Below are 26,231 nucleotides of genomic sequence, written 5' to 3'. Positions count from 1 at the left end.
CCGGCAGATTGCTTCACCCCGGAGGAACCGGGGTTCGCAATGACGATCTTTTTATGCTCTATTTCTTTGCCATCGGCACTGCCAGCGCTTTATCAACCACTGCAACATCTTCATTTTTCGTAAGAAAATTCCAGCTGATGAAATCAATCATCCATTTATTGTCCGCTTTAATAGTATGATAAATGGTTCGTATCCATAATTTCTTGCTTACTGATGGCATGACGTATTGTTCAACAACCATTGCAGAGTTTCCATCCGGTGCTACATTGATTTCACGTTTTTCAACAGTATAGTTAATATGAACAGCTGTGTCAGCAAACATTTTAGTCCATTCATCCACTAAATTTTTCTTAGGCCAAAATTCTGAGGGATCCGTACCCCATGCAGCCAGGTTTTCAGACAAATTTCCGGCAATTGTAGTGACATCCTTTTGGTTGAATGAGTTGTTGAATATTGTAAATAATGAATCCAGCTTTGCTTTTTCTGCGGCAGTATCCACCGGTTTGACTTCAGGTTTGGTCTGGCATGATCCCAATACAAGAGCAGCCACAAACAGGAAAAGGAATGTTTTTTTCATAGTTTTTTAGGATTAGTTAAGAATGGAATGAATGAAAAGCAAACACAAATTACAAATTATTGAAATAAAAGTCAATAGGGATTTAAGTGATTGGTGACTGGTGACTGGTGACTGGTGACTACTATTTCCTCATCTCCCTCTTCCTTTCCCTCCGGCTGCTCTCATTTCGCATCCAGCTGCAGCCGCAATCATTGATATCGAAGTCGTTTTTACACCCCAGGTTAATATTGAGACCGAACCGGGCATTTATATTTTTTACACTTAACGGCACAATGAATCCAACCAGGTTGTCGGTTATAAAATAGATCTGCACAGGCCTGCGGCCATAAGAAAAACCCAAACCCAGGTTTAAGGGACTGTGATTCATATACGACCAGCTCAAACTTGTTCGGAATGCCTTATCAGCCCTTGTCAGTACTGAAACTGTTGCTCCTGTCTGAAGCTTCGACGGCAACAACCGGTTATAAAGCAGGAAATTTATATCGTACCTGTCATTCAATTTGCGGCTCGCACCCAAATATAGCCTGGGTCTTAAAAAGTAAGTATAGCTTTCGGCTGTTAGGCGGGCATTCATATTTGTATTCCATTCATTGAACATAGGTCTGAAATACCGGTTATCCCATCTGTTTAATCCGAATTGCCCGGTATACAGGTCAGATCCGTTAATCGAATAGGTATTCAGGTTTGATCTGTACCACAAAAAACCAAGATCCAATAAGCTTCCTGAAAAACTCCAATCATCAGAATATTTGTAAATAAAACCCATATCGAGTGCGAGGCCCGGATTATTCATATTCATCATGCGTTTAAACCATGACTCCGGGTATATTTCCTGCCAGTCATAAACACCGGGCGCCGTTTGTACAAGGCCATAAGGCAAAGAGCTGTTGTAACCGGCTCCTAAATCGAACAGCAGGTTCCGGGTTGTGGGTTCAACCGAAATTCCCAGGTTACTGCTTCCTGTTGTGAAATTGAATTTGCCGAAAAGTACCTTGAATTTCAACCCGAATGTCAGCCTGGTATTGTACTTATGTGAAATCCCCAGTGCATATTCGCGCAAATGATCCATTGTGAACCGCAATCCGTCGAGCTGGATCTGTTGTCCTTCGAAATTCTGACTGCCCCTCAGGAAAAATTCAATGAAATCAGGGGTGTAAATTATTTCACCGTTGTTTTTTTCAGTGATCGTGAAAGAATAGTAGAAGTCGTTTCTTTTCACTCCGACGGCCAATAGAACGGAATGTAATTCGGTAAGCAGATAATTCTTAGGCATCATCCCGCTGGTGCTCATTTCCGTTCGGCGGGAAAAGGTATTATCTGTATAAATAGTTACTATTTTCCCTGCAGGAAAACCGCTATTGGCATAATTGAAATGGAATGATGAAACAACGGGTAATCCGAGGAATATGCCGCAGTTAATCTGAACTGCCGGGTTTACATAATTCGCCTCAGGCAAATTATGCATAAAAAACAATGTATTATTTTGTTGCGCAGAAACCGGTAAGGTTAATGCCATAAAAAAGATAAAATGCAGAATCAGGGTGAAAATAAATTGAATCCCCTTCATAGCACCCGGTTTCAGATATTCAGTTCAATATAGTGAATCAGGGAATGAATAATTTTTATGTGAATCTCTTGTGTTCTGTCGGAGTATGTCGATTGGGGTGCCCTGACTTCAACATCCGCAATGCCGGCCAGTTTACCACCCTGTTTACCTGTGAGCGCAACAACTTTCATGCCTTTCTCTTTGGCAGTCAGCGCTGCATTCACCACGTTTGCACTGTTTCCGCTGGTGCTGATGGCAAGGAGTACGTCGCCCTGAAAGCCCATGGCCTCAATAAACCGGGAGAAGATATGTTCAAAACCAAAATCGTTGCCGGCACAGGTTAAATGTGAAGGGTCCGAAATTGAAATGGCTGCAAGAGCCTTTCTCCTGTCACGGAACTGCCCGGATAGTTCTTCCGCGAAATGCATGGCATCACTCATCGACCCGCCGTTTCCGCATGAAATAAGTTTCTTTCCCGATTTCAGGGCATCCACCATAATTCTGCCTGCAGATTCGATTTTTTCAAAATTCGAGTCCTCGGCAAGGAATGATTCCAGTATGGTTTTGGCTTCAAGAAATTCTTTCTTAATCACATTCATGGTTTAAAAACACCTGTAAGTTGTTCTTGTTTAATTTTCGATATGCTCTTCTTCATCAGGTTCCAGGTCCGCATCGGTCAGAGGCAGGAAGCCTGTAGCTTCTGCCTGGGGCAACGATTCAACATCCCTGAGTCTTCGCTGAATGGCTTTTGTGCGTTTTCCCACGAGTTCATCAAGCTGATTTGATGCCGTGTGCAGGTTCTTCTGTGCCTTTTCCAGCATACCTCCGAATTTCTCAAATTCGGTTTTAATGGCACCCAGCACCTTCCATACTTCACCGCTTCTTTTCTGAATGGCAAGTGTTTTGAATCCCATCTGCAGACTGTTGAGTATGGCCGCCAGCGTGGTTGGCCCGGTTACCATAATCCTGTAATCACGCTGCAACTGCTCCATAAGGTTGGTGCGCCTTATTACTTCAGCATACAACCCTTCAAAAGGGAGAAACATAATACCAAATTCAGTTGTGTTGGGAGGATCAATATATTTTTCCTGTATATCCTTTGCCATTCGTTTTATGGCATTGTCTAGGGTTTTGCTTGCCGTTTCAATCAGTTCCGGATCGCCCAGTTCATACATATCGACAAGGTGATGGTAGGCATCCTGCGGGAATTTGGCATCAATCGGCAGGTATACCACGCCCCTGTCGTCATCTTTGCCCGGCAGGCGAATGGCAAATTCAACAAGGTCAGAGGATCCGGCCTTTGTTTTCACATTCGAATCATACTGTTCCGGAGCAAGAATCTGCTCCAGCAGCATTTCAAGCTGCACTTCGCCCAAACCGCCCCGCATTTTCACATTGCTGAGCACTTTCTTAAGTCCACCCACATCCTGGGCAAGATTCTGCATTTCGCCAAGTCCTTTCTGCACACTTTCGAGCTGCTTGCTTACCAGTTCAAACGATTGTCCCAGCCTTTCATTGAGTGTCTTCTGCAGTTTCTCATCTACCGTCTCCCGCATCTGCTCCAGCTTCTTTGCTGTATCTGCGATCAGGTCATTTTGCCTGCTTTCTAGTGAACTGAACTTCTCTTTCTGAAGATTATTAAAGGAAGCCACATTCCGGTCGAAGGATTCCTGGAAAGTTTGCAGGCTCCTCGCCAGTTCGGAACGGTTTGTATCATGAATGAGCTTAAGCTGATCAAGTTGTGTTTTCGAAATTGAATTCAGGGCTTCAAGAAAAGAAGTCTGAAACGTGGTAAGGGTTACGGTGAGTTCCTGCCTGTTTGCCCTTACCTCTTCACGCAGTGCGGCTTCGAGATTGCTGTTGCTCTTTTCAAGCTCTTCAAGCCGTGAAGTGATTGATTTTTCAATGGTACGGGGACCATAAACCAACTGAAGAAAAAGAATAACAATTGCCAAAACCAGGATAACAACGATGAGAAAAATTTCCATTTTATAAAACAGTTAACAGAACCTTCTAAAATTGATAAATATCCGGTGTTTTAATAATCGGATTGTATTAAATTTAAGAGGTCTTAATACTCTATAAAGATAACAATTAAACGTCAAACTAATTCTATGAAAGTAAAACCGTCACGCAGAACATTCATCAGGCAGCTGGGAAGTTCCTCATTATTACTTGCAGCTGGCTCGATTAATTCACTGGCAAGTGAAAACAGGATGGAGAAAAGGGTTATCCCTTACAGGAAAAGGATTTCATCAAACGACAACATTCAGGTTGCCACGATTGGAATGGGAATCATGGGTCATGCCGACACGGATTCAGCGATTAAAGTACCGGGCGTTAAGCTTGTTGCAGCCTGTGACTTATATAACGGCCGTCTCGAAAGGGCTAAGGAACAATATGGAAAAGACGTTTTCACAACCCGAGATTACCGTGAACTGCTCACGCGCAAAGATATTGACGCCATAATTATTGCAACCAGTGATAACTGGCATGCCCGTATTACAACCGAAGCATTGAACGCCGGCAAACCCGTTTATTGCGAAAAACCCGTAGTTCAGAAAATCAGTGAAGGCTTACCGGTTATCGAAGCCTGGAAAAAATCAGGAAAAACGATGCAGGTGGGCAGTCAGCGTGTTAGCAGCATCGTATGGGCCGAAGGTAAAAAGCAGTATAAAGCCGGAGCCATTGGCCAGCTCAACTGTATAGAGGCTTTCTACGACAGGCAAAGCGCATTGGGTGCATGGGAATACACAATGCCTACCGATGGTTCACCCCAGACTGTAGATTGGGATGCCTACATCCGCGGAGTGGAAAAAATGCCCTGGGATCCCAAGAAATTCTTCTGGTGGAGAAATTATAAGGATTTCGGAACAGGCGTGGCCGGCGACCTTTTTGTTCACCTGCTTTCAGGTATTCACCTGATCACCGATTCGATGGGACCTGTTAAGATTTTTGCAAACGGTCAGCTGAACTACTGGAAAGACGGCAGGGATGTACCCGATATCATGACCGCTCTTATGGAATACCCGCAAACAAAAGAACATCCTGCATTCCAGGTAATGCTGAGAGTGAATTTTGTAAGCGGCCAGGGCGAAAAAGGCGTTACACGCTTCATCGGAAGTGAAGGCGTCATGGATATGCTCGACAACGGGTTTGCGCTTACAAAAAGCATTATGCCGAAAGCACCGGGTATCGGGGGCTGGGACGCCCTTCATACTTATCCGCAGGCAATGCAGGACGAACTGATGAAGAGATACAATGAAAAATGGTCACAGCAGGATCAGGCTCAGCCGGAAGTACCGGGTGTGAAATACGAAGCCCCTGAAAATTATGATGAACATTACGAGCATTTTGTCAATTTCTTCGATGGAGTGAGGGAAAACAAACCTGTTGTTGAAGGACCGGAATTTGCCTTCCGTGCTGCTGCTCCCACACTTGCCTGCAACGACAGCTATTTCCAGAAGAAGGTGATCAACTGGGACCCTGTAAATATGAAGATCGTTTAACCAATTAACTAACGTGATATAATAAAAAAGCTATGAAAAAATTCTTTTTGTATGCGGCCTGCCTGTTCCTGCTTTCAGCCATGGTCACTTCATGTGGTAAAAAAGCTGAAACTCCTGCTAAAACTGATTCGGTATCAGCCAATGTGGATACAAACTGGCGCCAGCTGTTCAACGGTAAGGACCTCACAGGCTGGAAGCACGTCGGAGATGGCGAACACTATGTTGAAGACGGTCTGATCAAATCAAAAGGCGGGATGGGTCTGCTTTTTTGGGAAGGCCAGAAATTCGGAAACTGCAAATTAAAAGTGGTTTTCAGGATGCGCGATGAGAACAGCAATTCAGGAGTATTTATCAGGATTCCCATCAAACCATATGAGGCCTGGATGCCTGTTTATTATGGATATGAAGTACAGATTGATAATAAACCTGAGTTATCACAAGAAGATTATTACCACTATACAGGAGGTTTGTATTCTCTTACATGGCCGAAATCAAGGCCCGGTAAACCCGGTCCCGAATGGAATACTTATGAGATCACACTCGACGGTCCAAGGACAATCGTAGTGGTTAACGACAGCCTGGTAACCGATTTTACCGAAGGTGATTCTGTTCCCGAACGTAAATTCGATTTCGAACCGTTCCACGGACCAAGGCCTGACTCCGGCTATTTTGGCATTCAGAACCACGGAGAGAAGGATGTTGTCTTCTTTAAGGAAATTGCCTGGAAGCCTCTTATGAAGAATCCAAAAAAATAAGATATGAAAACAAACATATCGAGACGTAATTTTGTAAAAACAGCGGCCTCAGCAACCGCTGCTTTTACAATCGTGCCCAGCTTTACAGTAAGCGGACTGGGCCATGTTGCTCCAAGTGATAAACTGCTCATTGCTGCTGTGGGTTGCGGCGGTGAAGGTGCCGACGATATCCGGCATTACAACATTGCTCCCAAGAAAAACGCTGAAATCGCTTTCCTGTGCGATGTGGACGACAGGATGGCTGCCCCGAGGATTAAGGAATATCCGAAAGCCAAATTTTATCACGACTGGAGGGAAATGTTCGATAAGGAAAGTGCTCACTTTGATGCGGTTTCTGTGGCTATCCCCGACCATAACCATGCGATTGTGGGATTGAGCGCCATGCAGCTGAAAAAGCACTTATACCTGCAGAAACCACTGACTCATGATATTTATGAGGCCCGCATTCTGACTCAGGCTGCCGAGAAATACAAAGTGGTAACCCAGATGGGCGACCAGGGCGCTTCATGCGACGGCATGAGAACCCTGCGTGAATGGATCGAAGCTGGCATTCTTGGCGAAATTGAAAAGGTGTATTGCTGGACCGACCGTCCCGTATGGCCTCAGGGAATTCCCTGGCCGAAGGACCGCCCGCCGGTTCCAAAAGAACTGAAATGGGATTTATGGCTGGGAACAGCTCAGTATACCGACTATATCGACAACCTTGTGCCCTTTAACTGGCGCGGATGGTGGCAGTTCGGTACGGGAGCGCTCGGCGATATGGGTTGTCATATCATGGGACCTCCTTTCAAACTGCTTGAACTGGGTTACCCGACCGAAGTGTCCTGCAGCGCCAGCACGGTGTATGATGGCATTTTCAGCGAAGCACAGTACCCTGAGAGCGGACCTGTTTCAAGTTCGGTACGTTTCAGGTATAAATTGAAAAGCGGTAAGGACCTGGATCTGTATTGGATGGACGGCGGGATCACGCCCGAACGGCCCTATGAGATTGATCCGAGCCTTAATATGAATGATGTAATGGGCGACTGGCCGGGACTTAACGATTATGAAGGTGCTACGTTGTTCATAGGTACCAAGGGAAAGGCAGCATGCGGATGGGGTGGAAGGAACCCGATCCTGCTTCCGGTTGAAAAAACAAAGGAAGTGAATGTGCCTAAAAAATATCCCCGTGTGGAAGGCGATATGGATGGCCACTGGTGGCAGTGGATTGATGCCTGCATTGCAGGTTATGGTAATATGGAGGTTGACTCACCATTCGTAGGTTATGCCGGTCCGCTTACCGAAACCGTGCTGATGGGCAACCTGATCCTTCGCAGTTTCAATATCCGTGAGAAGATTACAAGAAAAGACCCGACTTACGGTGAAATGGAAGGATTCATATATCCCGCCCGCTACAAATCATTCAAGTGGGATGGTGAGAACATGAAGATCACCAACTTTGAACCCGCCAACCAGTTTGTCAAACGCGAATACAGGGAAGGCTGGGGAACGATTAAACTGTAAGTAAACAAAAAGCGGAGGCCAACCCTCCGCTTTTTTAATACTTCTTAAATTAGTCTTTTATAAACTTATACCTCCTGCCACTTATTTCCAATAAATAGCATCCTGCATCCAAACCTGAAATATCAATCCTGTTTTCTTTTAAAGTTTGCTTCAGTACAATTTTACCCATAATGTTGTAAATCGAAAATTCACAATCGGAATTATCAGCCGGAATAATTACGTACCGGTGAGCAGGATTTGGATAAAGCATGCCATCCATTTCTATTCGGTCAATACCTGTAAACTCCTTAACGGTTAATGTTCCGTCAATCAAAACAAGGTTGTAGTTATTATCAGTACCGCCTGTCAATGTGATAGGATATGTTCCGACAGGACTGCCGGTTGTTGCTTCTGTGGTAATGGCCGGAAGTACATCAATGTCATCAGCATTGTCACTATTTACAAAACCATTATAAATCATCAAAAGTTGAGGATTCACAGAGCCCTCTGTTTTACTTGTATCCTTTGCTGAAATTTCAAGGTCCGCCTTGGAAATTTCAAGGTTCCTGGATATATCAGGAGCGGGGTTATACACCAGGTTACCCGGCTGATGGGCTGTAATGGTAAGAGGTCCGGCTCCAAGAATTGTAATCGTATTATCATTAATAAGGGCCGAAGCATTATCGGAAACGGTATATATAACAGGCAATCCTGAATTAGAGGAGGCGGTTAAAGCAAAGGGTGTTTTACCGTAAGTTAAGGTTTCCGGAGCATCAAAAGATATTACCTGTTCCTTTTTGGCTGTATGGAAATCATAAAGGTATGTGACTCCATTGGATAATCTTCGTGGTGAACCAACTGCAATTTCAGGATAGCCGTCAAAATTCATATCGCCCGGCGAACAAACTGAGTAACCGAAGTCGGTAAGAAAATCTTCACCTTTTAATTCAATATCAGCCGTAGTATCCGGTTGAACGCCTCCGAAATAAATGTAAGCGCTTCCTTTATAAGAATCAATGTAAGCGCCACCAATTATTATATCATCAATGCCGTCATTGTTTAAATCTCCGGTGGAACTAACTGACATTCCGAAATTATCGCCCTCACCTTTCCCTTCAAATACTAAATCAGGCGAAGTGCTTATTACATCACCACCAAAGAAAAGATAAGCTTTGCCTGTTCCATTTGCACTTAAAGGAGCACCCACAAGGATATCATCAAAACCATCATGATTAAAATCAACAATGGCCATACTATTGGTTTTGAATTCCGTAGTAGGGCTGCCAGTTTGAAGTGCAAAATCCGGTATGCCGTCAGGCTCATCTCCTCCCAGAAAGACCAAAATTTGATCGGCTTTATTCTGATTAATAAAAATTTCAGTAGTAATAATAAGATCTGAATAGCCGTCATGATTAATATCGCCTGAAGAAACCGATTTACCATCTGTGTGAGTATAATTTCCGCTCAATGTCAAATCGGCCGCATTATCCATTGGGCTGCCTCCATAATAAACTTTACAATCGCCCCCACTTGTTGTATTATTATTCAACCCAACAATGACATCATCAAAACCATCATGGTTAAAATCGCCGGCTGAAATAACACTTTTGTACTGGTATGTTCCTGGTAAAACAACATCAGGAGTATTGTCTATTATATTTCCACCGAAATAAATATAGGATGCTTTTGACCCACAAATGATTATATCATCAAAACCATCCTGGTTACAGTCACCGGCAGCCGAAACAGAATTTCCAAAATTTGAAACGGAAACCGGCGCATTAAACAAAACATCGGCCTGGTTATCGATCTCATTACCTCCCAAGTACAAATAGACCCTGCCTTTTGAGTTGTTGTAGTATTGGGCTGACATCAAAAAATCATCATACCCGTCACCATTCATATCGCCGGCAGGAGAAACTACATAACCGGAGTAATTGCCTCCCGGGGCATCCCTAAAAGTGTAATCAGAAATACTATCCAATTCGCTGCCTGCAAAATATAAAAATGCACCGGATCCATTTATATAGCCAAATCTCGATCCAACCAATATGTCATTGGTTCCGTCGTTATTCACATCGCCGCTCATGGATACCGAAAAACCGAAATCCTCAAAACCTTTTTGATTCTCAAGAATTAAATCGGGTTCAGAGTCCATTTCTGCCCCTCCTTTATAAACATATACATAACTTTTGGAGGTTGAATAGTATGGATAATAAAAACACCCTACGATAACATCGTCATAGCCATCCTTGTCAAGATCTGTACCACCGGCAACATCAAAACCAAACGAACTAGAAGACACAGGAGAGGTTAAGGTTATATCAGGAGTGTTGTCCATACTATCACCCCCAAAATAAATGTATGCCTTTCCTTTTATATCTTTCGTACCAATATAGTAACCAATTATTATGTCATCATATCCGTCATGGTTCACATCTCCGGCTGAGGAAAGAGATGTTGCAAATCCTTTAATACATTCGGCTCCGTTAATTATTATATCGGCTTTATTGTCCATATTTTCTCCTCCGAAATAAATATAAGCTTTAGGAAGGCCCTCACCTATAGCCCCAACTATTATGTCAGTGAAACCATCACTATTAACATCTCCTGCAGATGCCACACTACCTCCAAATAGTTCTATATTTCCCTGGCCGTAAAAAGTTATATCGGGACTGTTGTCCATGTTACTTCCACCGTAAAAAACCTGGGCTTTTCCAAACCCGTATATATCATATTGCCCTGATTTTTCACCCACAATAATATCGTCAAATCCGTCTTTATTCAGATCACCCAGCGCAGCTATCGAATATCCGGTAAAACCGATCATATGATTACCCCTGATAATGACATCCGGGTTGGCATCCATCGGATTACCACCGTAATAGATATAAACAGCACCACTTATATCGGATTCCATATATGCGGAGACCATTATGTCATCGTAGCCGTCATTATTCACGTCTCCCGCTCCTGAAACTTTAGAACCAAATTGAGAATCATGGGTTTGTCCGATAAAAAGGACATCATATACTGTATCGGCGTTTTCTCCGCCGTAAAAAAGGTAAGCGCAACCTCTTAGACCATTATAATTTGGGGCACCGACAATCATATCGTCATATCCGTCATGATTCACATCACCGGCAATGCTTACCGATCTTCCGAACTCTGACGTTACGCAATTAGTGTTAGGTTCGCTGAAAGTTTGAAGCAGAGTTTGCGCTTTGGAAGAAGAAATAAAAGATAAAGAAATGAATAAAGCCGCAATGGCTTTTGAAGACAAAGTTGCTTTTCCAGGTATCATAACAAAAGGTTTATTATTGGGTACCCGAAAGATAAGAAAAAAGTTATTTCACCCGCATAAACATCATCCTGCTCATAAAATAGGCGACAATGGCCAGGGGAATACCTAGAATTAACCCACCGGTTGCCAGTGCCAGCAATATTTCCCAATTTCCGAGGATACCTGATAAAAACCCTGAGAACGTCATGGCCCGGTCAACCGCCAAATGAAGCTCCGTGCCGGTTACCTGCTTCCCAACCAAAAATGCCATGCTGTAGAAAAAGGGTGCGGTAAACAGGTTAATATGATATACACCAATAACGGACGCCACTTTGCTCCACTTCAGAAAATAGGTCAGACCCAGTGCAATGAATACCTTGGTGCCAATAAACGGGGTGGTTCCCAAAAAGACACCCAGGGCATACCCCTTTGAAATTTCATCAGGTGAAGCTTTTATTGATTGCAGCTTCTGCCGGACTTTATATATTGTTTTCATTGAAATGCTATTATTTATTCATCATTTCCTCGGAAAGTTCTCTCATTGAAGCCATGGTGTCAATGAGATTCTTTTGAATTAGCGGATCCGTTGCCCATCGCGGAAAAACCGGTTTCTGCTCTGAATAAACAGTGTATTCCACCCTGCAGTCCGAACCAGAGCCCTTCGATAATTTCCAGCTCCCGACCATATGAGATATTCGTTCGACTCCCTCTCTGCGGGGGAGATAGGATGGATACCCTTGCAGATTCAATTCATAGTTCTTTCCGTCTTTACTACGGATATAATTGTACCGGATTATACAATCCTGGTTGTTCAAAGGCCATGGTATATTATACTGGATATAGGCATACCAGCTGTTTTCTGATTCGAGTTTTACAATAGAGTATTCTGAAAGGTTTTTCATCCAATTTTTTGCCATACCGGCGTTTTTGATCAGGGCTAATACCACCTCAGGATTTGCCGAGACATAAAACTCTGCTTTTAATTCCCTTGTTTTGCTGTTCGAAGAAGTGGTTCTCCACCGTGATGAAAGGGTAACTCCCTTTGATTCTTTAATTACTGTAAACTTTGGTCCCGGGTCATTGCTTTTACCCTGTAATACTGATACTATCAGTAATAGTATTATACATATTGTGAGTCTCATGATTATCTTAATATTTTAATAATGAATTTCCTGTGATCGGAAAGGTTCAACGGATCAATCCTTTATGTTGAAAATACCTGACTGAATCCATTATGGCTTCATCACAGGAAGTGTATTCAATTTCAAGTTCCCTTCGGGATTTTTGATTGGAATAAAAATTATGGATACATAAGATCCGCATATTCGTTGAGTTTAAGGATGTCTTAAACCCCGCTTGCTTAAGAAGATCGCCGATAAATCCGGTAAAAATCAGTACCGCCCGTGGTACTTTAATCATCAACGGATTCTGATTAGTAAGCCTGTTCAGCCTTTTAAAGAATTCGTAATATGTGAGATTTTCATTTGCCAGCAGGTATCTTTCACCATTTTTACCATTTACAAGGGATGAAATAATTCCCTTTGCCACATCTTTAACATGTACGAAATTCTTGCCTCCCGGCGGATAAAACAGGATCTTCTTTTTCCATCCCATTAAAATAATCTTACCGGAACTGGGTTTCGTATCATGTTCGCCCAGCATAAAAGTCGGATTGATTATCATAACTTCAATTGCCTCTTTATTGGCTAAAAGATAGTCTTCTGCTTCCTGTTTGCTTTTGGCATAATTTGAACCGCTGAAAGGATATGTAATCGGGTCTTGTTCCGTACCGCCAACATCCGCTGAACCAAATCCAATAGTATTTGCAGTACTTACAAACACGAACTTCTTTACATTACAAAGTCGTGCCGTATTGAACAACTGAACGGTGGCATTGCAGTTAATTTTATGATATTCTTCATACCGGCTGAGATCCTGCCTGGTTTCGGCTGCAACATGTATTACCACATCGCAGTTGCTAATGATTTGGGTCAGATCATCAAATAAGCTACCCTGAATAAGTTCCAGGTTCCTGTGAGGAGGCAATACAAACCGCGATGGATTACGAAGAAGCGCTTTGATATTGAATTCGTGTGCGAGCAATTCCAGGATCAGGTTTGTACCCAACAATCCGGTTGCGCCGGTTATGAAAATGGTCTTCATTCCTGTAATATTAAGCGTGAACACACCTGAGTTCCCTTTCCACTGCCCTCGTCATTAACGGCAATTTAATCCATACAGGAACAAGATTCAATACCAACCAACTCAGTGGATTAATAATAATGACAGTATCTTTTCTGAAAAGTTGGCTGATCGCTTTTTTTGCCACAACTTCCGGTTTGGAGAGGGAGAATTTACCTAATATTCCCTGGGCTTTAATACGTGCTCTTATTTCATCATTGGTATCCATGGCGCCGGGATTCACAACGCTTACAAAAACATTTGTATTTTTTAGTTCAGCATAAAGACCACGGGTGAACGAATGTACAAATGCCTTTGTGGCCGGGTACACTGTCTTGTTTCCAACAGGCGAAAATGCTGCCAGACTTGATACATTTAGAATATACGATTGATTCTGTCGCATCAGATTGGGCAGTAACTGGTGGGTAAGAACAGCAGTGGCCATTACATTAACCTGTATAATGTTGTTGATATAGCCCACCCCAACATCCCTGAATTTATGTGTTCCGCCTATACCGGCATTATTGATCAGTAAATTCACATCAAAATTGTTGTTTATCCATAAGGCCAGTAACCTTACATTTTTATCATTCGTCAGATCGGTTTGGTAACAAACCGCCTTTACTTGATACTGTTCTGCCAGCTCTTCTGATAATTGCTGAAGATTTTGGTCGGGCAAACTGACTAATATCAGATTTTTCCCCTGCCTTGCGAGTTCAGTGGCAAAAGCCTTTCCAAGGCCCTGGCTGGCCCCGGTAATAACTGCAAACATTGATTCCTGATTTTTCATGGCTTATTGAGATTAAAACATATGCCACAAAAATATCTGGGAGAATGGCCGGAATGGTTCGACCTTATAAATCCGAACGCTATTTACAAAATATGTATCAGTTTGATTTTATGAACGTTAAAAAATAAACATGTTCGTGTTTATAAACCGGTACTCTTCAGTTTGTATTCCGAAGGCGTAAGATTGGTAATTTTCTTAAAAGTTAAGTTGAAGGCAGTTTTCGAATTAAAACCTGATTCGAAAGCAATGCCCATTATTGAATAATTATTGAGACTATTCGATGTGAGTAGCTGTTTAGCCCTTTCAACGCGGAACTTATTGATGAACTGGAAAAAATTCTCATTAAAACCTGAATTAATTATATAGGATAACTGGTGAGGAGTTACATCTAATAAACCTGCAAGTTTTATAAGATTAAGCTCACTGTCGGTAAAAGGTTTCTTTTCACTCATCAGTTTGTTTAATTCCGATTTATACCGGATGAGTTCCTGATCAGAAACGATTTTCTTTTTTGTTATTTCATCGGGATTATCCAGTGATATAATATCCCTGGTCTGATTTTCATTGAATGGAAAAATTTCCTTTTGCCTGAGCGAATAATAGGCAATGCTGAAAATTACAAACAGGAAGATCAGGTTCATAACCACGTTTAGCTCCGATCCGGCAAATATCAGGTTGTAGAGACTTACTGTGAGAAAGAGGGAGAGAATAAGCACAATGATGTATTTGAGCCAGTTTAGGTTTATCTCGGCAGTATTTGAAGAAAAAAGCTCAATACGCTTCTGATGTTTCCTGATTCGTAAATAGGAAGCGAACACATAAAACAAGCAGTGCAATAGGATCATGCCGGTTTGGATGTTCTCATAGAAAGCCTGTTCAGGAAATTTCAAAACCTCATGCGATACGATTAAAACCAACTCCAGTATTGGAGGAATCAGAAAAAGCAGGTCTCTCTTTCTGAACTTATATGCCGGATTGGTGTAGAACAACACACTGAAATAATAACCAAGTGGAGTCAAAAATCTTGCAAAAGTCAGGAAGGATAATGAATACTGTCCTAATGAAGTGTTGAAGGTCATGAACAATACTTCTTCAAGCCAGAATGTGGCCCAGATCAGCATAAAAATGCCAAACCAGAAATTTGCCTTCCGGTTAACTTTTAACGGATTAGAGATGATAATGAAGGAAAGTAAAACCAATCCTCCAAAAATCAGCAGGGCTAGTAAAGAATTGAAATTAGTATACATCGAGGTGACGCTCAGGCATTATTCAAACGGTTCAGCCCGGTTCAAAATTTTCTAAAGGTAGAAATTTTGATCATATCGTCATTGCGATGACCGGTTCCTACGGTCAGAAGCAATCTACCCGCACAGGTAATACCTTCCAAAGAGCATGACCATTAAACAAAAAGCGGGGGTCTAAAACCTCCGCTTTTAATTAAATACAATATTTTATCATCTGTTGCCTCTACTTCAGCAATTCCTTTAATTTATTGGTCAGATCATCCCCCATCAAATTCTTTGCAATGATGGTGCCTTTTTCATCGAGGAGCATATTTGAAGGAATTGACCGGATGCCGTAAAGTTTTCCGGCCGCGTTGCCCCAGCCCTGCAGATCCGATACATGGTTCCAGGTTAGTTTGTCATCCAGGATGGCCTTGGTCCATGAAGCTTTGTTCTTATCAAATGAAACACCCAATATATCAAATCCTTTTTTATGAAATTGTTTGTATACCGCAACAATATTCGGATTCTCCCTCCTGCAGGGACCACACCATGACGCCCAGAAATCAACAAGCAAAACCTTTCCGTAATAAGAGGATAAAGTATGCGGATTACCCAGTGAGTCGTTCATTGTAAAATCAGGAGCCTGACTGCCTACAGCAACTTTTTTAAGGATTTCGATCCTGTCTTTCAAACGAGTTATATAGCTTGAGTTGCCTATTGTTGTATCAAATGCATTCACAAGCGGTTCCATTTCAGGAGCATCCATTCCCCAGGCAAGCTCGTTCCACAGAACAGCAGGAGCCACATAGGAAGAAGGATGATTCTTAATAAAGTTCAGGTTAAATTCCCTCATCGCTGCTTCCGGGGCTTCTTCAATCTTAGCCATCTGTTCATAATATGATTTGGCCTCTGCATCTTTCCCGGCTTTCCTTGCAGCTTTGTACTTCACCAGGACAGAATCATATTCAGCCTCCTGGCTTTTGAATGATTGCTCGACACTGTCACGCTTTTCTTTATAAGAGGTGTAAAGATCATTTGAAACGGATCCTGTAATCCTGGCGTTCTGAACGCTGTCGCCGGTAACGGTTATCGTGCTGTTTTCAATAAATAATTCGATCTCGGAATCATCAGAAAAAGTAATGTACATCAGGTCGGGAGTTTCAACTTTTCCTTTCAGTATAAAAGTTCCCTTGAGTGTATCAACCGAAGAGGAATCGAGTTTGACAGCCATCCCGTCCTTATAAGTCACCAGGTAGGCTTCTTTCTGTTTAAGGTCTTTAATAGTTCCGTTAATTACGAATCCATCCTGCTTTTTCGGGCTGCAGGCAAAGGTTAACAGAACAATAGCTGCAAAAACAATTCTTTTCATAGGTTGCCGGTTTAATTTTCCGAAAGATAGAATTTAACCTGATACCCTCTCTAATTGTTACCTTAAAAAACATCTATGGCAAATATTATTCACCGTATTGGAATTAAAGCAACGGCTGATAAAGTTTACAGGGCTTTGGCAACTATTGAGGGATTGGCAGGCTGGTGGACTGTTATGGTTGACGGAGATGAAAAAGTGGGTGGAAAAATCAATTTCACATTCCGTGAAACATCAGGTGAAGTAAAAGGACAGATGAGTATGGAAGTTAAAGAACTGATTCCCGGCAAACAGGTTACCTGGATCTGCAGGGAAGGGCCGCCTGAATGGATTGGAACCGAAATATCCTATGAATTGTATGAAGCCGACGGACAGACCATCATACTATTCCATCACAATAACTGGCGTGAGGAAGTTGAATTTACGGGCCATTGCAGTATGAAATGGGCCGTGTTCCTTCTAAGTTTAAGGGAATATGTCGAAACCGGCAAAGGCCGGCCCCATCCGGGGGATTTGAAGATTGATAACTGGAATTGAGAGGACCGATAAACAAAGCGTCATTGCGATGACCGGTTCCTACGGTCAGAAGCAATCTGCCAGCACAGGCAAACCGTCCCCTGAACATCAAACTTCAAACTTCGAACAAGAAACACCGAATATCGAACACCGATTTTTGATTTAAGAAGTTTATTAGAACAACTAACCCTCCCACGTGAACGCATTCCTGATCATTTCCAGACTTTTCTGAACTGCCGTTAGCGGATTCTCGTTCCCTTCAAATTCGATTGAAACATAACCATTGTACCCTGCTTTTCTGAAGATGGAAGCTACCCGGTTATAATCAATATCCAGGGTGTACCATTTACCGACACCGTAATAGGTTTTAGCCTGGATGAGAAAAGTTTGCGGGGCCATCATTTCAAGCTGCTCATACTGGTTTTCTAGAAAATTACCAGTGTCAGACGTAATCTGCAGCCAGGGAGAATTAATTGAATTTACTATCCGAAGCACTCCCTCCGCGGTTCTGCCCAACCCCCAATGATTTTCGAGACCCAGAACCACACCGCATTTTTCGGCCGTGGGTATACATTGTGCGATGGAATCAATTACCCAATCAAAACCCTGGTCAACGGTATATCCTTCCAATATCGGTTCGATTCCTTTGTTTGCCATCAGGTCGTCAAACGATTTGGTTGTATTCCAACGGCCTGTGTTCAGTCGCATGGTAGGGATTCCCAGCATGTAGGCCAATTCTATCTGGCGTATTGTTTTCTTTACTTCCTCATCCCTTGTTTGTTTGTCGGGGTACACAAAACCCTGGTGCGTTGAAAAGCCCATAATGTCGAGACCGGCATGGAAAGCCCTTCGCTTAAGATGTTGAAGGTAACTGTTTTCTTCGCTCTGCATCTGCATCAGTAAAAACTCAATGCCGTCAAAACCCATTTCTGCAGCCAGGTCAATGCATTTCTCAATCGGAGAATTCTCTTTGGGACCATTAAATTGCCAGAAAGAATAGGTTGAAACTCCGATTTTATTCCTTTTAACTGACTTTTGCCTCACTTCTGGTTCAGCTCCCAAAATAACGGGAGAACTAACAATTCCTGCTGCTGCGGCAACTGAGGCATTGCGGATAAAATTTCTCCTGGATGATGTCATTTTTAAAGGTTTTACCAAAAGGTACACCGATTATCAATTCGTTATGAATTTATCCAGGAGGATTTTAGCATGGGCATCCAGTGTACTGTTTTTTGATTTGATTTCTGTATAGGAAGAGTCCATTGATTTGGTTTTGAGATGTTTTTTCATGTTCCGGAACATACTGCCTGTTCTGATCTTATAGGTAGTAAACAATATTGTTTTTGAAGGATCCAATTCAGGCAGTTTTTTGGCAAACCCTATCCATTTCTTAGTAGGACCCTGGAATAAAAGCATCAGGCCGCCCGTCCAACATCCCAGCAGAACGTAATCGGCTCCTTCTGTCTTTGTCTCTAAAATTTCATCTGTTGATTGAAATTCAGTTGAAATGCCTTTTTCATTCAGGTAGTCCTTTATATTTTCCCCAAGTTTTTTAGTTATACCCGTTTTTGATGTGTAATAAATAACCGCTTTTTTCATAATGATGTGATTCAAAATTTTTTAAAGATAAAAAATTCTAGTGGTTGATAAATTGGTGAAACGGGGTCGGAACTAACTATATCATCAGAACTTTTTTAAAAGTAACACTAACCCAATTAAGAAAAAATAGCATATTATTAATATTTGTCTTATTTCTATTGTTTTGCTCATATAATCTGGGGTAAATCCCCTTAAATTATATATGAATTTTATAATTTTTAATCTAAAAATTATAAGTAAGATAGATATCAAAACAAAAATTAAACCGATTATTCGAATATTTAATGTATTCATGGTTTTTAAACGGGGTCGGACCAAACTATATTCCTAATTTATAATATTTTAACCTCTATTATTGGCCATTTTTTAGCCTTAGAGGCTCGTTTTTGGGGTCAAAAATGGCCCTGTAAGGAATTTCTGAATCAGAAAGTATATAATCATTCTCTGTTTTGATAATTTTTCTTGATTTAGCTCTGAAATCTAATTGTTCTTTTACTCTTTCTACAAAATCTTCGGAACCAACAGCAAGGGATTCGGTCCATTTGGATTCTCTGTTTAATTGCTGTTTACTCAATAATTCATTTATCCTGTCCTTTTGGCTTTTTTGAAGTTCTTCAACTGTTTCTATGCAAAGTTCTTTCAACAACGTTTTGAAATCAATGATTCCATAACGCTTTCGCGGAAATTCAATTTCAGAATATCCTGACTCTTTCCATTCAGCAGGATCTTTGACAACTCCTGCTCTCACCATGTTTAAATTAATGTATGTCATGCAATTCATCAGATAAACATCCGAATCAATTGCCGTAGCATGATAACGATCTTCCCAGAAAGCGCCTTTGCGGTTCTTTCTCGTATTGTATTCCTGCGCCACACGACTCTGAAGCAATTGCATGAAGTCTGAAATGTTTTCTTCCCCTGCCTTGTCTTTTACAAGCAGGTGCACATGATTACGTGTGACATTATAGTTCAATACAGATATATCAAATCGCTTCTTTGCTTCAAATAACCAATGAAGCCATGTGGCGCGATCTCTACGATGCCATAGTAAAAAATCCTTTTTGTGACAACGATGGGTAATATGCCAGATATTCCCTTGCAGATAATAACGATTTGCCCTGGGCATTTCAATATATTTTCTTAGACGGCCAAAAACAGGCCCAAAAATGAGCCTCTAAGGTCAAAAATTAGGCAATTTTTTATTATTAAATGACTGTTTATTAGTATTATAGTCTGGTCCGACTCTGGAAGGGGACCCCGGATGCCGTCCTGGAATGTTGATTATAGATGTGTTAATTTAGTCCGGCCGGATGTTTTAAAATAACGGTAACTTGGAAATTTTCCACGTTTACTAAATAATTTTATGACTAATGGATCATCACTATACTTTAAAAATTTTTTAATTAAATTAGGTTCTCTTTTCTTATTTCTGAAATCTTTGATACAAAAGTGATTTAAATTCCCGTCATAATAAGCATAAAATACAATTCCAGCATATTTTCCAACACCAAGGTACCACAAGGATAGTCCAATATTGCTGATATAGTAAAGTTTATATATATTTATACTATCATGAAATTCTTTAATATAATTTTTTGTTATAAACTGAATATTATTGCATAAAGTTGTAGATGTATTAAGACTTCTTATTGTTTTTGATCTTTCCGAAAAAATTAGAAAAATTTTTTCTTGATTATTTTTAGAGGAGAATGAGGTTTTTATTCCTCCATCCATAATGTATAAAGTGTCATTCGAATATCTAATTATATTATACTTATTTGGATATGGTTGTGCATAGGTTCCAATATACATTCTCCTATAACAAATTTCTTCGTCATTAATAGGTTTAAAAAATATTTTTGATGTATATTTTATACTCCTACTACCCTGACAATAACAGTTAAAACTTATTGAGTCGTCTCTATTATTTGCCCATGTTATGTTATTTACATTCTGGCTCCAAACACTAAATGAACATAAACTAAGGCGAAGAATAACTAGAAATAATGTTTTATTTGATACCATACAATTTTTTTATCTGATACCACATTTTTGATTCATTTTGGCCCCAAACTAAGTGATGGATATTCTGTTCATAATTATGTGCTGCACCAGCAACATGAGCGCCCAATTCATGAATTATTGTCCCCAATTTAATAATATGGTCATCAATATATTGATTATTCTTATCAAAATATGGGACGCCTGGATAATATGTCTCCCTATCAAGGGCAATTAAATTATTGTTTCTATCAGGGTTTACAATTTTCATACCTTCAAAAATTGATATTTGATAAGAATTCTTAAGAATATCGTATATATCCTCTGTCTTGGCTTTATCGATATTTTCACTTGCAGTAAATTTACTGCTTAATGTTGTTAAGAAATCACTAGTTAAGGTATATCCACTAGAAACATCACTAGCATCTGGATCAGTTGGCACTTTCTCCATAAAACCAAAGTAAGCGTCATTTGTGGTGCTATTCTCAAATTCTGAAATAATACTATTACCCAATTCAGTCATTTTTGCTCCTAGATATGCACTATAAAAACTCTGTGCCTCAGAGTTATTTAAATCATCTATCAATTTTTTGGCATTTTCAGAACCTAGGTTAATTATAGAAACACCTACAATTTTTCGAATCGGTTGATTATTTTCATCTAATTTTAGATCACCATTTTCATCATATTCATTTTCATATTTATAGAATATTCCAAAGACATCTTCCCCATTAGGGTCTGTTAAGTAAAAAGGATTATTAAAACAATAATTGTATGGTGTGATGCTTAAATATTTTTCTGACATAGGATCTATAACTTGCCACCTCCCTAATTGCGGATCATAAAATCTAGCGCCATAATCATACCAGTCAAACATTGTTTCATCCCCTGATGTTCCATCCAGATTGAAGGTTTCGGATTGGAGTTCTTTGCCGTTATATAGGCGACGGTTATCATCAGTAGTGGTTGCAGCATGGTTATGAAGCATTCCGAAGGGATAATAATCCGCATATTGAAGGATTTCGGTGCTGTTGTTTTCTATCGTGCCATTTTTATTTACATCGGAGAAAACGGCTCGTGTATTACCAAGATGATCTGTCAGATAATACTCATAAACAAAAGTGCTTCCACTTTTTACCAGCCTTCCCTTTTCTGTATTAATGTAATGAAGATCATTGGTGGGAGAAAATGTTCCGGTTCCGGTGGTTTTAAAAACCACATTGCCTGCATAATTTTCGGTAAACTGCGTCGTTCCTCCCTTCACAACAATCTTTTTTAATTTGTTTCCGCCTGCATCGTAAAGATAGGTAATATAATCGTTCGATGCCGTAAAATAGACCTTGGTAGGAAGATTCAGGAAATTGTAATTTATATTATAGACACCCTTGTTGTCATCTTTATACATGTTGCCATTGGCATCATACAAATATTCACGTGTATTGGTTACCTTTTCACTAAAATCACCTCGACCTGTAATATCCGGAATGGCATCATTCACCTTCCTTAACTGGTTTCCTGTATAAGCATAATTAAGCGAATCTATTTCTGCATAGGTGAGCGTTGAAGGATTATCAATTCCCTTCCGACGCAAGGTTTTTATATTTCCATTCAAATCATAGGATATCCCGTATTCATCAAACCGGTTCTTATACTCATTTCCTCTATATCCTGTGTTAATATTTGAACCACCTTGCGAATATTCACCATAAATTGCATTGTTCAGCCTATTTAGTTTGTCATATGCAAAACCATAGGCTTTCCATATGCCGCTGAGACCTTTATTGGTCCACTTAGCTGAACTGATATTCCCGTTGAAATTTCCTTTTGTTAAATCGAGATTACTGAGGTAATCATTGTAAAAGAGTTGCATTGCAAACAGGTCCGAACTTTCCGGTGTATTGTTTAATCCTCTTAACCAGCCTCTTATATTATAAAGATAATCTACTTTTTGGAGACCAATACCATCTGTTACTCCAAGTTTTTCTGCTATTAACTGACCGAGCTGGTTATAACTATTATTAACTATTACAGTCGCAGGTTCTGAATTGATCGTTTTTTTAATCTCAAGCAATCTGGCACGATGATCCAGTGTATATTCATCCTGGACAGTATTAATAACAGTACTGCCAGACAGCGTTGTGGTTTTTGCCTGAAGCACCTCGCCAATTAAATTAATTTTGTTGCTTGTTCGTGTATTGATTGTGATTGCTTCTATTGGCTGTGTATGTTGAGCCTGAACAGTATGACCATATTTATCATAAAATGTAACGGTTTCAACAAACAAAGTTGATGCATCATTAATAATTCGCATCTTGGTACCGGTAGTCAATCCTTTGCGGGTTCCGGATCCCGGATCCGTCATGCCATCAGAAACATAAGCCTTATCAGGAGAATTGTCACCATTAAAATCATAACCATCATAATAGGTTATCGTGTTATAGGTCTTAGTATAGGAAGAGTTGGGAAATGAATTTTGGGTATAATAATGATGCGTGGAGCTTGTTGTTTTGGTTTCATAAAGATTTATTCCAGTATAGCTATTCACAATAGTTTGCAAATCATTACGACTTCCTGCATACGGGATAATGCCGGTGAGAACAGGCCGGTTAAAAGCATCATATTTAATAAAGGACCACTCTTTAGGAGTTTTGCTCCTTTGAAGGCCATCCTGAGTAGCCACCAGCCTGTCACGGATATCATACACCATGTACACTGTATCTGCGCCCGGCAATTTTTTCTTTATCATCCTCTTTCTGCAGTCGTATTGATAATAATAGCAATAATTGCTGCTTATTGTACTTGTCAGACTACCTGAACCAACCTGACTTGTAGCCTCAGGAGGAATCACATACCGAAGCAAATCAAGATCATCATAAACATAATAGGTTTTTGTGCCAAGTTCGGTTTCCTTAAGCACGACCTTCCCTTGAAGATCCTTGTATTCGGAGGTTTTGTTACCATCTTCATCCGTAATCCTGTTCACTAATAAAGTATTAACAGTATAATATCCATTCCTTGTACAGGCATTGGCAGAGTTAACCTGCCAACGTATTACCGAGGATGCCGAGTTAGAAATGTATTCAAAACCACTTTTCTTACCAGTCCAGTCGCTCCCGGGACCCTGTTGAAATAATGTACGGTTAAGCGGTGAATTTTCATAGGTTATTTCAGAATAAGCACGTGTATCTGTCTCATCCAGTCCATTCAGATTGCCGCTATTACTGTAAAATACGCTTTGTTCGCCAGAGGTGGTAATTGCATTTGGCCTGTATCCGCCATCACCCGTTTTGCTATAAGGCAAATATTTAAAACTTTCACGGCCATATTTATCGTAATCCACAGGCATAACAATATCGTTTCTTTCCGGACTTCCTTTAATGTCAATGGTTTGAATGATCCGGCCAAGCCCATCAAAATACTGTACCTGTTCAATCACATCATTATTTGAACTTGTCTTATCTGTCTCAAAATTATCCGCATTGGTTACAGCTTTTCTGAAAGTACGGCTGTATATATAATTCCAACTGTCTCCGGTTGTTGTCTGACCATCGATATTTCTTGACGGAACGGGTTCATAGTACAAATCGGGAGAAATGTTTGCTTTAAAACCTGCAGTGGCTCTGGCTGCAGGAAGAAGTTTTATGCTGACCCGTGCTGTATACTGTCCACTAACATTGGATGTAATATTCAATATGTCCTTATTGTCATCAAATGTTTGGGAAAAGGAACCTGAATGTAAAGAAGTCAGAAAAATCGCCGGAATCAACATCTGGGTGCCGGTTTTACGAATGACCTGCTTAATTGTCATTTTATGCTGGGTATTAGTTTAGTTTGAATGAATTGGGAAATGAAAAAATTCTGCCAGGCTATTCAATTATTAATTTTTCCCTTTCTATGACCTCGCCTTTTTGATTTTTAAGTTCCAGGAAGTAAAATCCACGGGAAATATCCATTTCTATCAGTTGTGTCCTTCCGTTTCCATCAATTCTTAAATTCTCAGAATGGATAAGTTGTCCATTGGCATTTAATATCCCGACTAAAGAAACGGCAGAACAATCTCCGGTTAATTTAATCTCGAATTTACCCTGGTTTGGGTTGGGATAAATAAAAACATTCAATACCGGGTCGTCGTTTTGTTTTTTCACATCCTCTTCAGTTTTGGGCTTCCCGGGTTTTATACCTTTTTGAAATTCCTGGGCACCCATGTCGATAACATCATTAATGATCCTTGGGCGACCGGTCATATCACTCATCTCTGATATCAAAGGATCCTTATTAGAGCCGGCATCGATGCAATAAGAATTTTCGCCCAGTGCAAGATAAGCAGTGTCATTTATGATAAACTCGGGATTTTCATCAAGATTTTTTACATACTCTACCTGGTTCAATGAGTCGGAGAATTCCTCAATTCCATTTAAACCATCCTGAATTGAAGAATAGGTAATTTCAGGATATCCTAATTCATATAAGTATAGTTGTTTGCCTTTAACCTTAGTTGAATTACCCCACAGAATTGTATTCTTAATGTAAGGACTTGACTCGATGCAGTGCAATCCACCCCCGTTTTCGGAGGCATAATTATTGGCAACTGTATTATTAACCATTCTTATATTACTGTTAACCATAGATGCGGCACCACCAAACCTTGCTGAATTCTCAGCTACAGTATTATTTGTGAAATAACTGCCTGAATTTTGGAAATAAAATCCTCCTCCGAATTCATCCGAAATATTTAATCTGACAAGGTTGTTTCTGATTACCGGCCGGCTGTTATAAATAAAGAATGCTCCGCCATTGCTGATACTTTTATTTCTTTCAATAACGTTACCTTCAATAATCGGATTATTATTCTCACAATAAATAGCAGCACCCGTATGAGCCTGGTTATTGAAGATCATACACTTTTTAATAATAATCATGCCTTTCCCGATAATACTTATTGCTCCACCTGAGCATTCTGAACTGTTTCCTGTAAGAGCTTTCACACCGTTAATTGAGCAAAATTCAAGAATGGATGTGTCTTTCCCTGTCCTGTGATCTGAAAACCTGATCCCTCCCCATCCGGCTATTTTCGGTGCATTGGAGTCACATAAGGATTTGACCTTATTGATTATTGATGAATCGGCAAATGCAAAAACAATTTTTTCTTTTTCCTTTCCACGGGCAATCAGTCTACCCTCAACCTTAAACCTGAAATTTCCTGCAAGATAAATTTCAGTTCCGGGCTGTATTACCAATGAAGTATCAGCAGGTACTGTAACAGTCTGTGTAATTATATAAGGAGAAGACCCTGCTGACCATATGCCCTTAACTGTATCAACAGAAACTATGGTTTGTGCATGAATCACAGCCGTGAAAAATAGTATTACAGCTGTATAATATAATTTTTTGTTCATAGTC

General features: G+C 40.5%; 21 protein-coding genes. 4 read left to right on the top strand and 17 right to left on the bottom strand.

The window, feature by feature from the left end; genetic code table 11:
* Nucleotides 1–58: 58 nt before the first annotated feature.
* The 4 genes from VK179_19410 to rmuC all read right to left on the bottom strand — a co-directional run bounded on the left by VK179_19410 (nt 59) and on the right by rmuC (nt 4,111).
* Nucleotides 59–577, bottom strand: coding sequence for a nuclear transport factor 2 family protein (locus VK179_19410; protein HLO60928.1), 519 nt, complete (start codon nt 575–577; stop codon nt 59–61).
* A gap of 121 nt (nt 578–698) precedes the next feature.
* A complete protein-coding gene (locus VK179_19405) occupies nt 699–2,144 on the bottom strand; it encodes a DUF5723 family protein (protein HLO60927.1) in 1,446 nt (481 codons plus the stop codon).
* An 11-nt stretch (nt 2,145–2,155) separates the two neighbouring features.
* Nucleotides 2,156–2,722: a D-sedoheptulose 7-phosphate isomerase gene (gene lpcA, locus VK179_19400; GenBank protein ID HLO60926.1), complete on the bottom strand. Its 567-nt coding sequence runs from the start codon at nt 2,720–2,722 to the stop codon at nt 2,156–2,158.
* Between the two features lie 30 nt (nt 2,723–2,752).
* Entirely contained in the window at nt 2,753–4,111 is a 1,359-nt protein-coding gene (gene rmuC / locus VK179_19395) for a DNA recombination protein RmuC (protein ID HLO60925.1), read from the bottom strand.
* A gap of 126 nt (nt 4,112–4,237) precedes the next feature.
* On the opposite strand from rmuC, the gene VK179_19390 reads away from it, so the two are divergent.
* Genes VK179_19390 through VK179_19380 form a run of 3 tightly spaced genes read left to right on the top strand, consistent with a single transcriptional unit; the run spans nt 4,238 to nt 7,890 of the window.
* On the top strand, nt 4,238–5,632 hold the full coding sequence (locus VK179_19390) for a Gfo/Idh/MocA family oxidoreductase (GenBank protein ID HLO60924.1): 1,395 nt from the start codon (nt 4,238–4,240) through the stop codon (nt 5,630–5,632).
* A 32-nt stretch (nt 5,633–5,664) separates the two neighbouring features.
* A complete protein-coding gene (locus VK179_19385) occupies nt 5,665–6,387 on the top strand; it encodes a DUF1080 domain-containing protein (protein HLO60923.1) in 723 nt (240 codons plus the stop codon).
* A gap of 3 nt (nt 6,388–6,390) precedes the next feature.
* A complete protein-coding gene (locus VK179_19380) occupies nt 6,391–7,890 on the top strand; it encodes a Gfo/Idh/MocA family oxidoreductase (protein ID HLO60922.1) in 1,500 nt (499 codons plus the stop codon).
* A gap of 49 nt (nt 7,891–7,939) precedes the next feature.
* Here the strand turns inward: VK179_19380 and VK179_19375 are convergent, their stop codons facing one another.
* The 7 genes from VK179_19375 to VK179_19345 form a co-directional block, all read right to left on the bottom strand.
* Nucleotides 7,940–11,173, bottom strand: coding sequence for an FG-GAP-like repeat-containing protein (locus VK179_19375; GenBank protein ID HLO60921.1), 3,234 nt, complete (start codon nt 11,171–11,173; stop codon nt 7,940–7,942).
* A gap of 43 nt (nt 11,174–11,216) precedes the next feature.
* Entirely contained in the window at nt 11,217–11,648 is a 432-nt protein-coding gene (locus VK179_19370; protein ID HLO60920.1) for a DUF2062 domain-containing protein, read from the bottom strand.
* Between the two features lie 10 nt (nt 11,649–11,658).
* On the bottom strand, nt 11,659–12,294 hold the full coding sequence (locus tag VK179_19365; protein HLO60919.1) for a hypothetical protein: 636 nt from the start codon (nt 12,292–12,294) through the stop codon (nt 11,659–11,661).
* A gap of 46 nt (nt 12,295–12,340) precedes the next feature.
* Nucleotides 12,341–13,315 carry an NAD-dependent epimerase/dehydratase family protein gene (locus VK179_19360; GenBank protein ID HLO60918.1) on the bottom strand — a complete coding sequence of 325 codons (975 nt, stop codon included), beginning with the start codon at nt 13,313–13,315 and terminating at the stop codon, nt 12,341–12,343.
* Nucleotides 13,316–13,325: 10 nt separating this feature from the next.
* The gene (locus VK179_19355) at nt 13,326–14,123 is read right to left on the bottom strand and encodes an SDR family NAD(P)-dependent oxidoreductase (GenBank protein HLO60917.1); all 798 of its coding nucleotides are present in this window, start codon (nt 14,121–14,123) and stop codon (nt 13,326–13,328) included.
* A 140-nt stretch (nt 14,124–14,263) separates the two neighbouring features.
* Nucleotides 14,264–15,370, bottom strand: coding sequence for a helix-turn-helix domain-containing protein (locus VK179_19350; GenBank protein HLO60916.1), 1,107 nt, complete (start codon nt 15,368–15,370; stop codon nt 14,264–14,266).
* Between the two features lie 220 nt (nt 15,371–15,590).
* Entirely contained in the window at nt 15,591–16,718 is a 1,128-nt protein-coding gene (locus VK179_19345; protein HLO60915.1) for an AhpC/TSA family protein, read from the bottom strand.
* Between the two features lie 75 nt (nt 16,719–16,793).
* Between VK179_19345 and VK179_19340 the strand changes: the two genes are divergently transcribed.
* Nucleotides 16,794–17,252 (top strand): SRPBCC domain-containing protein, encoded by a 459-nt coding sequence (locus tag VK179_19340; GenBank protein HLO60914.1) that lies wholly within the window; start codon nt 16,794–16,796, stop codon nt 17,250–17,252.
* A gap of 162 nt (nt 17,253–17,414) precedes the next feature.
* Here VK179_19340 and VK179_19335 read toward each other — a convergent pair whose 3' ends face one another.
* The 6 genes from VK179_19335 to VK179_19310 all read right to left on the bottom strand — a co-directional run bounded on the left by VK179_19335 (nt 17,415) and on the right by VK179_19310 (nt 26,227).
* The gene (locus VK179_19335; protein HLO60913.1) at nt 17,415–18,371 is read right to left on the bottom strand and encodes a sugar phosphate isomerase/epimerase family protein; all 957 of its coding nucleotides are present in this window, start codon (nt 18,369–18,371) and stop codon (nt 17,415–17,417) included.
* Between the two features lie 33 nt (nt 18,372–18,404).
* Entirely contained in the window at nt 18,405–18,830 is a 426-nt protein-coding gene (locus tag VK179_19330; protein ID HLO60912.1) for a hypothetical protein, read from the bottom strand.
* 352 nt (nt 18,831–19,182) lie between these two features.
* Nucleotides 19,183–19,956 (bottom strand): transposase, encoded by a 774-nt coding sequence (locus VK179_19325; protein ID HLO60911.1) that lies wholly within the window; start codon nt 19,954–19,956, stop codon nt 19,183–19,185.
* 155 nt (nt 19,957–20,111) lie between these two features.
* Complete coding sequence (locus tag VK179_19320) at nt 20,112–20,855, bottom strand: hypothetical protein (protein HLO60910.1); 744 nt, start codon at nt 20,853–20,855, stop codon at nt 20,112–20,114.
* Nucleotides 20,842–24,267 (bottom strand): DUF6443 domain-containing protein, encoded by a 3,426-nt coding sequence (locus VK179_19315; protein HLO60909.1) that lies wholly within the window; start codon nt 24,265–24,267, stop codon nt 20,842–20,844. The genes VK179_19320 and VK179_19315 overlap by 14 nt, the downstream gene beginning before the upstream one ends.
* 430 nt (nt 24,268–24,697) lie before the next feature.
* The gene (locus VK179_19310) at nt 24,698–26,227 is read right to left on the bottom strand and encodes a right-handed parallel beta-helix repeat-containing protein (protein HLO60908.1); all 1,530 of its coding nucleotides are present in this window, start codon (nt 26,225–26,227) and stop codon (nt 24,698–24,700) included.
* Nucleotides 26,228–26,231 lie beyond the last annotated feature (4 nt).

The organism is Bacteroidales bacterium, from assembly GCA_035299085.1.
Classification (GTDB): domain Bacteria; phylum Bacteroidota; class Bacteroidia; order Bacteroidales; family UBA10428; genus UBA5072.
This window is presented reverse-complemented; position numbering and strand designations above follow the sequence as displayed.

Excerpts from the sequence above, each read along its gene's own strand:
- lpcA (HLO60926.1), bottom strand. The coding sequence starts at position 2,722 with ATGAATGTGATTAAGAAAGAATTTCTTGAAGCCAAAACCATACTGGAA.
- VK179_19340 (HLO60914.1), top strand. The coding sequence starts at position 16,794 with ATGGCAAATATTATTCACCGTATTGGAATTAAAGCAACGGCTGATAAA.
- VK179_19385 (HLO60923.1), top strand. The coding sequence starts at position 5,665 with ATGAAAAAATTCTTTTTGTATGCGGCCTGCCTGTTCCTGCTTTCAGCC.
- VK179_19390 (HLO60924.1), top strand. The coding sequence starts at position 4,238 with ATGAAAGTAAAACCGTCACGCAGAACATTCATCAGGCAGCTGGGAAGT.
- VK179_19355 (HLO60917.1), bottom strand. The coding sequence starts at position 14,123 with ATGAAAAATCAGGAATCAATGTTTGCAGTTATTACCGGGGCCAGCCAG.
- VK179_19370 (HLO60920.1), bottom strand. The coding sequence starts at position 11,648 with ATGAAAACAATATATAAAGTCCGGCAGAAGCTGCAATCAATAAAAGCT.
- VK179_19360 (HLO60918.1), bottom strand. The coding sequence starts at position 13,315 with ATGAAGACCATTTTCATAACCGGCGCAACCGGATTGTTGGGTACAAAC.
- rmuC (HLO60925.1), bottom strand. The coding sequence starts at position 4,111 with ATGGAAATTTTTCTCATCGTTGTTATCCTGGTTTTGGCAATTGTTATT.
- VK179_19365 (HLO60919.1), bottom strand. The coding sequence starts at position 12,294 with ATGAGACTCACAATATGTATAATACTATTACTGATAGTATCAGTATTA.
- VK179_19330 (HLO60912.1), bottom strand. The coding sequence starts at position 18,830 with ATGAAAAAAGCGGTTATTTATTACACATCAAAAACGGGTATAACTAAA.
- VK179_19380 (HLO60922.1), top strand. The coding sequence starts at position 6,391 with ATGAAAACAAACATATCGAGACGTAATTTTGTAAAAACAGCGGCCTCA.
- VK179_19310 (HLO60908.1), bottom strand. The coding sequence starts at position 26,227 with ATGAACAAAAAATTATATTATACAGCTGTAATACTATTTTTCACGGCT.
- VK179_19320 (HLO60910.1), bottom strand. The coding sequence starts at position 20,855 with ATGGTATCAAATAAAACATTATTTCTAGTTATTCTTCGCCTTAGTTTA.
- VK179_19345 (HLO60915.1), bottom strand. The coding sequence starts at position 16,718 with ATGAAAAGAATTGTTTTTGCAGCTATTGTTCTGTTAACCTTTGCCTGC.
- VK179_19335 (HLO60913.1), bottom strand. The coding sequence starts at position 18,371 with ATGACATCATCCAGGAGAAATTTTATCCGCAATGCCTCAGTTGCCGCA.
- VK179_19325 (HLO60911.1), bottom strand. The coding sequence starts at position 19,956 with ATGCCCAGGGCAAATCGTTATTATCTGCAAGGGAATATCTGGCATATT.
- VK179_19410 (HLO60928.1), bottom strand. The coding sequence starts at position 577 with ATGAAAAAAACATTCCTTTTCCTGTTTGTGGCTGCTCTTGTATTGGGA.
- VK179_19375 (HLO60921.1), bottom strand. The coding sequence starts at position 11,173 with ATGATACCTGGAAAAGCAACTTTGTCTTCAAAAGCCATTGCGGCTTTA.
- VK179_19405 (HLO60927.1), bottom strand. The coding sequence starts at position 2,144 with ATGAAGGGGATTCAATTTATTTTCACCCTGATTCTGCATTTTATCTTT.
- VK179_19350 (HLO60916.1), bottom strand. The coding sequence starts at position 15,370 with ATGTATACTAATTTCAATTCTTTACTAGCCCTGCTGATTTTTGGAGGA.